Raw genomic sequence first — 11,391 nt, forward strand, 5'->3', positions numbered from 1 at the left:
CCTCGCCGTCGCGGGTCTCGCGATTCCCGCCCCCGCAACCGTCGGCGTGAACTACTTCGGCATGGTTGCGACGCTGGAAGGGTTGCGTCCACTCCTCGCTCACTCAGATGCGCCGCGCGCGGTGGGGGTATCATCCATGGCATCCCTCCAGCCCTCCGATGAGCGCCTCATCGAGCTGGAGCTCGCCGGGGACGAGCAGGCGGCCCTCGCACGCGCGGCAGAGCTGGCAGCGGCTCCCGATACCGCGAACCTCATCTACAGTTCGACGAAGGTGGGCTTCTCCCGGTGGATCCGCCGCAACGCGGCTACAGCCGAGTGGGCAGGAGCAGGAATCCCGTTGAACGCCGTCGCCCCCGGCGTCATCCTGACACCCATGGTCGCTCCGCTCCTGGAGACCGCCGAGGGGCGGGCGATGATCGAGCAGGCCGTCCCCATGCCGCTCAACGGCTTCGCCGAACCGATCGTCGTCGCCCGGCTTCTCGCGTGGCTTGCGGGCCCCGAGAACACGCACCTGTGTGGTCAGGTCGTGTTCGTCGACGGCGGAAGCGACGTCGTGATCCGCGGGGACAGCGTCTGGTAAGCGGTATCGCGACGGATCGGGCTGCTCAGGCGCGGCGGAGGAGCCCGATCCGGTCGTAGACGTCGCCGAGCGTCGTGCGCGCGACGGCCTCCGCGCGCGCCGCGTTTGAGGCCAGGACCCGGTCGAGTTCTGCCGGATCATCGAGCAGTTCGAGAGCCCGAGTCCGCACCGGCTCGAACTCGTTCACCACGACGTCTGCGAGACCCTTCTTGAAGTCGCCGTAGCCGCGGCCCGCGTACTCGTCCTCGATCGAGGGAATCTGCCGCCCGGTGAGGGCAGCGTAGATCACGAGCAGGTTCGAGACGCCAGGCTTGTTCTCGCGGTCGTATCGCACCGAGCCTTCGCTGTCGGTGACGGCGCGCATGACCTTCTTGGCGCTCTTAGCCGGGTCATCCAGCAGCCACAGCACGCCGGCATCCGACTCGGCCGACTTCGACATCTTCGCCGTCGGGTTCTGCAGGTCGTAGATCCGGGCGGTGTCTTGCTGAATGACGGGCATCGGCACCCGGAAGGTGGTGCCGTATCGTCCGTTGAAGCGCTCGGCAAGATCTCGCGTGAGCTCGACGTGCTGCTTCTGGTCGTCACCGACGGGCACGATGTCGGTCTGGTACAGCAGGATGTCGGCCGCCATGAGCACCGGGTAGGTGAACAGCCCAACGGATGTCGCATCCTGGCCGTACCGCTGCGACTTGTCTTTGAACTGGGTCATCCGCCCCGCCTCGCCGAAGCCCGTGAGGGTGGAGAGTACCCACGCGAGTTCGGCGTGCGCTGGCACATGCGACTGGACGTACAGCGTCGACTTGGACGGTTCGATGCCCGCGGCGATGTACTGGGCGGCGGTGCGACGGGTCTTCTCGCGCAGCTCAGCCGGATCGTTCGGTTGGGTGAGGGCGTGCAGGTCGACGACGGAGAAGAACGCGTCGTAGGCCTCCTGCAGGTCCCGCCACTGCATGAGCGCCCCGATGTAGTTGCCGATCTGGAGGGAGTCGGCGGAGGGCTGCATTCCGGAGTACAGGCGGGGCTTGGTCACCCGACAATCCTAGGCCGCGGCCAGGTGCCAGCTGATGCGCTCAACGACCGATCGTGTAGTCGACGACGACCGGCGCGTGGTCGCTCCATCGGGTGTCCCACGACGGTGCTCGGTCGATCCGGTACGCCGTAACGCGCTCGGCCAGGGGAGCGGTTGCGAGGTGGTAGTCAATCCGCCAGCCGGTGTCGTTGTCGAAGGCCTGCCCGCGGTTCGACCACCACGAGTAGGGCCCGTCGACCTCGCCGGCCCAGCGGCGTCCGATATCCACCCACCCGAGTCCGGTGCCGGTAGTCCCGTCGACGCACTCGATCTCGGCACCCGCGGGAGCGAAGATCCGGTCGAAGTAGGCGCGCTCGCGGGGGAGGAACCCGGCCTTCTTGATGTTGCCCTTCCAGTTGCGGATGTCGAGCTGGCGGTGCCCGACATTCATATCTCCCATGACAACAGCGAGGGGGGAGTGGGCCTCGAGCTGGGGGAGACGTGCCTGCATCGCGTCCAGAAACGCGTACTTGGCCTCCTGCTTGGGGGTGCCGTCCTCGCCCGAGTGGACATAGGCGCTCACGACAGTCAGGGTTTCGCCGTCGATGTCGAAGTCAGCCTCGATCCACCGGCCCGACTGGTCCAGCGGCTCGGGGCCGAGCACCGTTCGGACGGCCCCGGCATCCACCCGGCTCGCGACAGCGACACCAGACCGGCCCTTCTGGAGCGCTTCGTGGTGAACGATCCGCCACCCGGGAAGAGCCGCGGTCAGCTGATCTTCGTTTGCACGGACCTCTTGCAGGGCCATGATGTCGACGTCCGCCTGGTCGATCCACTCGAGCATTCCTTTGCGCGTGGCAGCGCGGATGCCGTTGACATTGATGGAGGCGATACGAACTGTTCGAGGCACGAGCTTCAGCCTAGGCGGCAGGTCCGACGCCGTGCTCCCAGGCCTGAAGCGATCACACGAAGCCGTCGATCGCGCTGGGGCCACGTACCGCGGGCGGCGTGGATGCCTCAACTTCGCGCAGTTCCTCTTCGGCACGTCGCACGTTGCGGGTCGCTGCCCATCGCGCGTGCCATGGCGCGGCATCCCGTGCTTCTTGGGCGGTGCGCAAGCGCACCTGGGCGGCAAGGAGCAGCGCCGCGTGCTCCTCAGCCAGCTGTTCAGCTTCGGTCTTCTCCAGCAGCGGAATGTTCTCGTCCCGAGCCGAGATGGCGATCCACGATGCCCCCACGAGCATGATGATGCCGATGAGTCGGAACCAGAGCAGCAGACCGACGAAGATCGCGAAGGTCGCGAGCAGTGCGTTTGTCGGCGTGTAGCTCAGCAGCCATCCCGCACCGAGCTGGAGCACCGTGACCGCCGCTCCGGCAAGCAGCGCTCCGGGCCAAACCGTGCGCCAGCGCAGGCTCGTGCCGGTCAGGAACTGGTAAAGCGCAGCCAGCGCCGCGGCGTTGATGGCGAAAGAGATGAGGAGGGTTGCGGTGCGCACGCCGATCGAGAACCACACCGATTCGGTGTCGAGCCCGAACAGCGAGAACACGATGTCCAGGGCCCAGGTGCCCACCGCGCCGAGTCCGCCGCCGATCAGCAGCAGGATGCCGAACAGCGCCGCCGCCAGCAGGTCGCCGCTCTTGAGCAGCAGGTAGGGGCGCCGGTCGGGTGGCAGCACGAAGATCTCGCGGACGGCGCGGCGCGAGAACGTCACCCAGCCGATGGCGGTCCAGATCAAGGTCACGAGAGCTATCGCACCGGTGATCCCGAACAGGCTCGCCGAGTTGGTGGCGATCTCTGCCACGGCGTCGGGGGTGATCGGCCCGTCCTTGTCGATCAATCCCGGGATGTATTGGTTGATGAGGTCGATGAGGTTCTGGATCGCCTCTTCGCTGCCGCCGAGCCACAGGCCGGCCAGAGCGAAGGCGACATAGACGGCCGCGAAGATTGCGAACAGTGCCTGATAGCTCACTCCCGCGGCCAGGAGGAAGCCGTTGGCGATCAAGAAGTGGCGCCAGACGCGAACCGGAAACCAAGCGAGTGTCTGCTTGGTTACCTTCGTCGCGAACAAGATCGGCTCTTCGAACCGCGTGAGCAGGCGCTCTTGGGTCTCCTCCCACCGCGCACGCAGGGTCTCCTCCTGCTGCTGCGCTGCGCGCGCGGTGTCGCGGCGGTTGCGGTCGGGCGAACTCACGGTCTCAGGTTATCGAGCCTCAGGCGCGGCATCCGTCTGGCTCATCACGCCCGTATCCGTGCGGAACCAGCGGACCACCGAGAGGGATGCTGCGAGCACCGCCGCGGGAATGAGGAACGCGATTGCCAGTCCCGGACCGTCGGCGAGGAGGCCGACGATGACGGCACCGAGGATCGCCCCGGCGTAGTTGAAGATGTTGACCCGGGCAATCACCTGGTCGGAGTGAGCGGGGGAGAGGTCGCCGGCGGCGCCGAAGGTCACGGGGATGAGGATGCCGGTCGCGGCCCCAGCTAGAGCGAAGCCGAGGATCGCCGCGATCTCGAAGGGAAGAAGCGCGACAGCCACGACGCCGATCACCGAGACGACGATCGCGCCGGTCACCAGGCGGCCCCTGCTCATGATGCCCAGGAGCCGGTCGGTCGCGAGGCGGGTGATCAGGACGCACACCTGGTAGGCGGCGTATCCGAGAGGCGCGAGGGCGGGCAGAGCCCCGAGGTCGTCCTGCAGGTAGACCGTGCTCCAGGTGCTCACGGCGGAGTCGACGACGAACACTGCCAGGATGACGAAACCGAAAGCCCAGATTCCGGCTCGGGGCAGGCGAGCGCGCTCAGTCGCGGGGAGGGCAGTCTCGATCGGCACCTCCCGCGCAAAGAGGCGGATGCCGACCACAGCCACCACGAGGATTGCAACGCCCGCCGTCCCGATGGCCACGCCCGCAGCAAAGGGGGACGCTGCGATCGCCGACACGAGGAGGGCTCCGGCGATCGCGGCAGCCGTGTAGGCCGAGAAGAAGCCGCCGAGGAGCGGTTTGCCGTGGGCGCGCTGCACGATGACGCCCTGCATCGCGGTTGCGGCATCCACGCAACCGAGGCCGATGCCGTAGACCGCGAAGAGGGAGACGAACAGCGGGAAGGGGGTCGGTAGTGCGATGGCGGGAAGGGCCGCCGCCTGAAGGAGGAGTCCCACAACGAGCGCGGTGCGGCTCCCGAAGCGCACGGCGAGCGCGTTGGCGAGCACGGAACCACCCGCGGCGGCTATAGCAACACCCAGGACGATGAGCGTGACGACAGTGTCATCCACGCCCTGCCGCTGCTTGAGCGCGGGGAGGGAGGTGACCACGACGGCATACCCGAGTCCCTGAGCCGCGTAGGCGGCGAACACTGCGACGCGCGTGGACGTCGATCGCGCAGCGCCGGCGACCATCGACGCGTCTGAGGTACTCATTCGGCCAGAGTAGCGACCAGGGAGCCCCGGCGAAGAAGCGATTCAGATCCTCAACGAGGCATGAAGCCCGACGTGGGGCACGGGGCCGTGCCGCGCCGCAATGCGGCCCGGCTCAGGCTTTGCCGCGCCGCAATGCGGCCCGGCTTAGGCGCGCCCGCGCAGCACCGCCTGCTTGACCTCAGCGATCGCCTTGGTGACCTCGATGCCGCGGGGGCAGGCCTCCGTGCAGTTGAAGGTCGTGCGGCAGCGCCACACGCCTTCCTTGTCGTTGAGGATGTTCAGGCGCACATCGGCGGCGTCGTCGCGCGAATCGAAGATGAAGCGGTGCGCGTTGACGATCGCGGCGGGCCCGAAGTACTGGCCGTCGGTCCAGAAGACGGGGCACGACGAGGTGCAGGCTGCGCACAGGATGCACTTGGTCGTGTCGTCGAAGATCTCGCGGTTGGCGATCGACTGGATGCGCTCCTTGCCGGGCTCCGGCGCAGAGTTCGAGATGAGGAACGGCTGCACCTCACGGTACGACGCGAAGAAGGGCTCCATGTCGACGATGAGGTCCTTTTCCAGCGGCAGACCCTTAATGGCCTCGACGTAGATGGGCTTGGAGATGTCGAGGTCCTTGATGAGGGTCTTGCACGCCAGACGATTACGCCCGTTGATGCGCATCGCATCCGACCCGCAGATACCGTGCGCGCAGGAGCGGCGGAAGCTCAGTGACCCGTCGACCTCCCACTTTATCTTGTGGAGGGCGTCAAGCACGCGGTCAGTCGAGTACAGCTCGACGTCGTAGTCGACCCAGCGCGGCTCGGAATCCACCTCAGGGTCGAAGCGGCGGATGATGAAGGTCACCAGGAACGACTGGATGCCGGTGGGCTCGGGGGACTGCTCGATGTCGCCCTGCTCATCGGTGGCGGCATCCGTGGAGACAAGCGTCGCGCTCATCGTCAGTACTTCCTCTCCATCGGCTGGTAGCGAGTGATGACCACGGGCTTCCAGTCGAGGCGGATGTGGTCATCCGCGACCGACGAGTGGGGGTCGCCCGTGAGGTAAGCCATCGTGTGCTGCATGTAGTTCTCGTCATCGCGCTTGGGGTAGTCGTCGCGCATGTGGCCCCCGCGGCTTTCGAGCCGGTTGCGGGCAGTGACGACAACGACCTCGGCGATGTCGAGCAGGAATCCGAGCTCGACAGCCTCGAGCAGGTCGGTGTTGAACCTCTTGCCCTTGTCGTCGACATGGATGTTGAGGTACCGAGCACGCAGCTCCTCGATGACGCCGAGAACGTGCTTCAGGGACTCCTCGGTGCGGAACACCTGGGCTCCCTTGTCCATCTCGTCCTGCAGCTTCTTGCGGAGGACCGCGATGCGCTCCCCGCCGGGGTTGTTGCGCAGGCCCTCGATCATCTCGCGGACGCCTGCCGCGGGGTCTTCGGGGAGGTCGACGAACTCGGCGGTCTTCACGTACTCGACCGCGTACCGGCCGGCGCGCTTGCCGAAGACGTTGATGTCCAGGAGGGAGTTCGTTCCGAGGCGGTTCGAGCCGTGCACGGAGACGCAGGCGCACTCACCGGCCGCGTACAGACCCGGCACGACTGTCTCGTTGTCTGCGAGCACCTCGGCCTTGATGTTGGTGGGGATGCCGCCCATCGCGTAGTGCGCGGTCGGCATCACCGGCACCGGTTCGACGACGGGGTCGACTCCCAGGTAGGTACGAGCAAACTCGGTGATGTCGGGGAGCTTGGTCTCGAGCACCTCGGCACCGAGGTGCGTGCAGTCCAGGAGCACGTAGTCACGGTGGGGGCCGGCGCCGCGACCTTCGGCGACCTCCTGCTGCATGCAGCGGCTGACGATGTCGCGTGGCGCGAGGTCCTTGATCGTGGGGGCGTAGCGCTCCATGAAGCGTTCACCGCTCGCGTTACGCAGGATGGCTCCTTCGCCGCGAGCGCCCTCGGTGAGCAGGATGCCGAGTCCGGCCAGGCCCGTCGGGTGGAACTGGAAGAACTCCATGTCCTCCAGCGGCAGTCCCTTGCGCCAGACGATTCCGACGCCGTCACCGGTAAGGGTGTGGGCGTTGGAGGTCGTCTTGTAGATCTTGCCGAAGCCGCCGGTCGCGAAGATCACTGCCTTGGACTGGAAGACGTGCAGGTCGCCCGTGGCCAGTTCGTAGGCCACGACGCCCGCGACCTGGGTCTTGCCCTCGGCATCCTTCACCGTGATGAGGTCGAGCACGTAGAACTCGTTGAAGAAGTTGATGCCGAGCTTGACGCAGTTCTGGAACAGCGTCTGCAGGATCATGTGCCCGGTGCGGTCGGCGGCGTAGCAGGCGCGACGGACAGGGCTCTTGCCGTGGTCGGCGGTGTGACCGCCGAAGCGACGCTGGTCGATCTTTCCGTCCGGGGTGCGGTTGAAGGGCAGACCCATGTTCTCGAGGTCGATGACCGCGTCGATGGCTTCTTTCGCCAAGATCTCGGCAGCATCCTGGTCGACGAGGTAGTCGCCACCCTTGACGGTGTCGAAGGTGTGCCACTCCCACGAGTCCTCTTCGACGTTCGCGAGGGCAGCTGCCATGCCGCCCTGGGCCGCGCCGGTGTGGGACCGGGTCGGGTAGAGCTTGGAGATCACCGCGGTCTTCGCGCCGGGGCCTGCCTCGATGGCCGCGCGCATGCCGGCGCCGCCGGCGCCGACGATCACGATGTCGAACTGGTGGTAATGGACGCCGTCCTTGACGACGCTTTCGGCGCTCTGAGTAGTCACGGGTGCTGTGCTTTCGATGTCAGGTGAGCGGCAGGATTACGAGGCACACAGGCCGATGATCGTGTCGGACGCGGTAGCCGGGTCGAATCCGAGGCAGGGGTCGAAGGTGAAGACCACCAGGGTGCCGAGCAGGATCAGAAGCGCCGCGGTGACCCAGATCGCCGTGACGAGCACGGTGCGGGTCTTGGCGTGAGTCACGTAGTCGTTGGTGATGGTGCGCATACCGTTGGCGCCGTGGATCAGCGCGAGCCACAGCATGAGGACGTCCCACCACTGCCAGAACGGGTTGGTGAGCTTTCCGGCAACGAAGGCGAAGTCGATCGCGTGGATGCCGTCGCCCACCATGAGGTTGACGAAGAGGTGACCGAAGATCAGGACCACGAGCACCATGCCGGATGCTCGCATGTAGACCCAGCCCCACTTCTCGAGGTTCACGCCGCGGCGGCGCGGTGTGCCGTGCGACGCGCGAGGCTCCGCGATGACCGGTGCGCTCATCACTGACCGCCTCCCATCGAGCTGAAGACATTGATGAGGTGACGGGGGGTGAACCCGATCATCGTCACCGCCCAGAGGCCCAGGACGATCCACCAGAGTTGACGCTGGTAGCGAGCACCCTTCGACCAGAAGTCCACCACGATGATCCGGAGGCCGTTGAAGGCGTGGTAGGCGATGGCGCCGACCAGGAAGACCTCGCCGATGCCCATGATCGGGTTCTTGTAGGTGCCGATGACAGCGTTGTAGGCCTCCGGGGAGACCCTGACCAGCGCCGTGTCGAGGATGTGCACGAGAAGGAAGAAGAAGATGGCGACGCCGGTGATGCGATGAAGAACCCACGACCACATGCCCTCGTGGCCGCGGTATAGCGTTCCACGAGGGGTCTTGGAGGTGGTTTCGGATACCGACGGTGTGACGCGTGCTGGTGCAGACACGGTCGTCCTCCCTGGATCGAACACGAGCGGGGCGGTCAGTGCCCCAACGGGAACCTGGCGCAGGTCCCTCGGCGTCACTCGGGCGCGAGTCCCATCCTATTGCGCCCGGAGCGGGCGCGGCTCTTAGGCCACCCTTAGTTCGGGGGTACTGCTGTCGCGTGCTGTCACTTCCCGGACACGTGCTCGAAAGGCCGCCCCAGTAGCCTGGGGGCATGTCTCAGGAGATCTCCGACTTCTATGCCGTCATCCCCGCGGGCGGCATCGGCAGCCGGCTCTGGCCGCTCTCGCGTGCCGACGCCCCGAAGTTCCTGCACGACCTCACCGGATCCGGGCACTCCCTGCTCCGTGACACCTGGGATCGGCTCGAACCTCTGGCAGGAAGCGAGCGCATCGCCGTGGTCACCGGGCGCGCGCACCGCGCAGCCGTCGAGGCCCAGTTGCCCGGCGTCCCCGACCGCAACGTCTTCCTCGAATCGGAGCCTCGCGACTCGACGGCGGCGATCGGACTGGCGGCTGCCGTGCTCGTGCGCCGTGAACCCGACGTCATCATCGGATCCTTTGCGGCCGACCACGTCATCCGGCCTCCGCACCTCTTCCAGTGGGCGGTGCAGCAGGCCGTCGCGGTGGCGCGGCAGGGATACATCAGCACGATCGGCATCCAGCCCTCCGAGCCCTCGGTCGGTTTCGGCTACATCAAGAAGGCCGACGAACTTCTCGTGGACGGCGCACCGGAGGCTGCCACCGTCGAGCGATTCGTAGAGAAGCCCGACCTCGAGACGGCCCGGGCCTATTTCGCCGACCGCTCGTACCTCTGGAACGCGGGGATGTTCATCTCTCGCGCCGACGTGCTGCTTGCTGAGATCGAGGCGAACAACCCCGAACTTCACGCCGGGCTGGTGGAACTCGCCGAGGCCTGGGACGACCGCGACCGTCGGGGGCCGGTCGTCGACCGGGTCTGGCCCGCCCTGACCAAGATCGCGATTGACTACTCGGTCGCCGAGCCCGCCGCCGAGAAGGGCAAGCTCGCTGTGATCCCTGGTCACTTCGACTGGGATGACGTCGGCGACTTCGCGAGCCTGGCAAAGCTCAACTCCCACGGCCGCAAGAACGACCTCGCCATCCTCGGCGAGAATGCCCGCATCCTCTCTGACGCCTCCAGCGGCATCGTCGTGTCGCAGACATCGCGGGTGATCAGCCTCATCGGTGTGCAGGACATCGTCGTCGTCGACACTCCGGATGCTCTCCTGGTGACCACGAGCGAGCACGCGCAGCGGGTGAAGGGTGTCGTCGACGCGCTCAAGCTCGGCGGTCGCGGCGACGTCCTCTGACATGCCTGAGCCCCGGCGCGAGCAGTTTGCGTGACGACTCTATTGCGGGTTTGTAACCATTGCTTAGTGGCGGCTGTCTGGAGCATGCATCGTGGCGATTCGCTAGGTAGATTCTCCAGATGCACCCGCCGTCTGGGCGGGCCCTTCACCTGGAGGCACAGTTGACCATTTCCACTCGTAAGCGCGTGCTCGGCGGCCTCGTTGCCGCAAGCATGTTCGTTGCACTCGCCGGCTGCGCGTCGGCCCCCACTGACACGGAGACCACGGCAGCCGCCGGCGGCGACGTCGTCGAAGGCTTCATGCCGTGCCTGATCTCGGACGCCGGTGGCTGGAACGACAAGTCGTTTAACCAGTCGGCCAAGGAAGGCATGGACCGTGCCGTCGCCGAGCTCGGCGTCGAGGCCCTCGAACTCGAGTCGACCTCTGAGAACGACTACGCGCCCAACATGGAGACCGCTGTCTCCGAGGGCTGCACCCTGATCGTGTCGGTCGGCTTCAACCTCTCCGCCGCGACGGTCGAGTCGGCGCTGGCCAACCCCGAGGTCGATTACGCGATCATCGACGACTGGGCCGACAACGACTTCGATGGCACCACGGATGCCCCGAACGTCAAGCCGCTCGTCTTCGACACCGCGCAGGCTGCCTACCTCGGTGGCTACGCGGCCGCTGCGTGGTCTGCCGAGGCGGGCGTGAACAAGGTCGGCACCTTCGGCGGGATGCAGATCCCGTCGGTCGCGGTCTTCATGGACGGCTACCAGCTGGGCGTCGAGAAGTACAACGAGGACAAGGGCGCGAGCGTCGAGGTCGTCGGGTGGGACACCACGACCCAGGAAGGCTCGTTCACCGGTGGCTTCGAGGCGAACGACACTGCGAAGCAGACGGCACAGGGCGTGCTCGACCAGGGCGTCGACGTGATCCTGCCAGTCGGTGGCCCGATCTACCAGAGCGCCGCCGCGGCGATCGCCGACAGCGGCAAAGACACGCTCATGCTCGGTGTCGACAGTGACCTCGCCGTCGCCGACGACTCCGTCGCTGGCATCACGCTCGTCTCGATCATGAAGGCGATCGACGTCGCGGTCTACGACGCGACGATCGCGGCCGCCATGGGCGAGTTCGAGGTCGAGCCCTACGTGGGCACGCTGGAGAACGAGGGTGTCAAGCTCTCGAGCTTCCACGACTTCGAATCGCAGCTGCCCGCAGGCCTGCTTGACGAGTTGGCTGCCTTGCAGGAGCAGATCATCTCTGGCGACATCGTCGTCGACTCGCCCAACTCCCCGTGAGTTCGCACCACTGAGTTCCCCGTTCGGGGCGAGCAGCGCTGAGGCGCTGTTCGCCCCGAACCCATTTCCGGGCGCGCTGCTCTCGCGCACCGCGTCGGCTGA

General features: G+C 66.5%; 11 protein-coding genes. 3 read left to right on the forward strand and 8 right to left on the reverse strand.

Annotation, left to right across the window (positions count from 1 at the left end; genetic code table 11):
* Positions 1–580 (forward strand): SDR family oxidoreductase (locus Q1V87_RS05080; protein WP_300591119.1); only part of this gene is annotated, 580 nt, incomplete at its 5' end.
* A gap of 25 nt (positions 581–605) precedes the next feature.
* On the opposite strand, the gene trpS is transcribed toward Q1V87_RS05080, so the two are convergent.
* The 8 genes from trpS to sdhC form a co-directional block, all read right to left on the reverse strand.
* The gene (trpS, locus tag Q1V87_RS05085) at positions 606–1,610 is read right to left on the reverse strand and encodes a tryptophan--tRNA ligase (RefSeq protein WP_300591120.1); all 1,005 of its coding nucleotides are present in this window, start codon (positions 1,608–1,610) and stop codon (positions 606–608) included.
* Positions 1,611–1,650: 40 nt separating this feature from the next.
* On the reverse strand, positions 1,651–2,499 hold the full coding sequence (locus tag Q1V87_RS05090; protein ID WP_300591121.1) for an exodeoxyribonuclease III: 849 nt from the start codon (positions 2,497–2,499) through the stop codon (positions 1,651–1,653).
* Between the two features lie 52 nt (positions 2,500–2,551).
* Positions 2,552–3,781: a YihY/virulence factor BrkB family protein gene (locus tag Q1V87_RS05095; RefSeq protein WP_300591122.1), complete on the reverse strand. Its 1,230-nt coding sequence runs from the start codon at positions 3,779–3,781 to the stop codon at positions 2,552–2,554.
* 9 nt (positions 3,782–3,790) lie between these two features.
* Positions 3,791–5,005 (reverse strand): MFS transporter, encoded by a 1,215-nt coding sequence (locus Q1V87_RS05100; protein ID WP_300591123.1) that lies wholly within the window; start codon positions 5,003–5,005, stop codon positions 3,791–3,793.
* A gap of 144 nt (positions 5,006–5,149) precedes the next feature.
* Positions 5,150–5,944: a succinate dehydrogenase iron-sulfur subunit gene (locus tag Q1V87_RS05105; RefSeq protein ID WP_228179560.1), complete on the reverse strand. Its 795-nt coding sequence runs from the start codon at positions 5,942–5,944 to the stop codon at positions 5,150–5,152.
* 2 nt (positions 5,945–5,946) lie between these two features.
* Entirely contained in the window at positions 5,947–7,752 is a 1,806-nt protein-coding gene (sdhA, locus tag Q1V87_RS05110; RefSeq protein WP_228179561.1) for a succinate dehydrogenase flavoprotein subunit, read from the reverse strand.
* Positions 7,753–7,788: 36 nt separating this feature from the next.
* Entirely contained in the window at positions 7,789–8,247 is a 459-nt protein-coding gene (locus tag Q1V87_RS05115; RefSeq protein WP_300591124.1) for a succinate dehydrogenase hydrophobic membrane anchor subunit, read from the reverse strand.
* Complete coding sequence (gene sdhC / locus Q1V87_RS05120) at positions 8,247–8,681, reverse strand: succinate dehydrogenase, cytochrome b556 subunit (protein ID WP_300591125.1); 435 nt, start codon at positions 8,679–8,681, stop codon at positions 8,247–8,249. The genes Q1V87_RS05115 and sdhC overlap by 1 nt, the downstream gene beginning before the upstream one ends.
* Before the next feature lie 212 nt (positions 8,682–8,893).
* Here sdhC and Q1V87_RS05125 point away from each other — a divergent pair, with 212 nt between their 5' ends.
* Complete coding sequence (locus tag Q1V87_RS05125; RefSeq protein WP_292725902.1) at positions 8,894–10,009, forward strand: mannose-1-phosphate guanylyltransferase; 1,116 nt, start codon at positions 8,894–8,896, stop codon at positions 10,007–10,009.
* A 161-nt stretch (positions 10,010–10,170) separates the two neighbouring features.
* Positions 10,171–11,289, forward strand: a complete 1,119-nt coding sequence (locus Q1V87_RS05130) for a BMP family ABC transporter substrate-binding protein (RefSeq protein WP_292725904.1) — start codon at positions 10,171–10,173, stop codon at positions 11,287–11,289.
* Positions 11,290–11,391: the final 102 nt, after the last annotated feature.

Source organism: Microbacterium sp. (assembly GCF_030149085.1).
Taxonomy (GTDB): domain Bacteria; phylum Actinomycetota; class Actinomycetes; order Actinomycetales; family Microbacteriaceae; genus Microbacterium.

Bases quoted from the DNA above. Each gene is read 5' to 3' on its own strand.
- Q1V87_RS05105 (WP_228179560.1), bottom strand. From the start codon at position 5,944: ATGAGCGCGACGCTTGTCTCCACGGATGCCGCCACCGATGAGCAGGGC.
- Q1V87_RS05100 (WP_300591123.1), bottom strand. From the start codon at position 5,005: ATGAGTACCTCAGACGCGTCGATGGTCGCCGGCGCTGCGCGATCGACG.
- Q1V87_RS05125 (WP_292725902.1), top strand. From the start codon at position 8,894: ATGTCTCAGGAGATCTCCGACTTCTATGCCGTCATCCCCGCGGGCGGC.
- Q1V87_RS05115 (WP_300591124.1), bottom strand. From the start codon at position 8,247: ATGAGCGCACCGGTCATCGCGGAGCCTCGCGCGTCGCACGGCACACCG.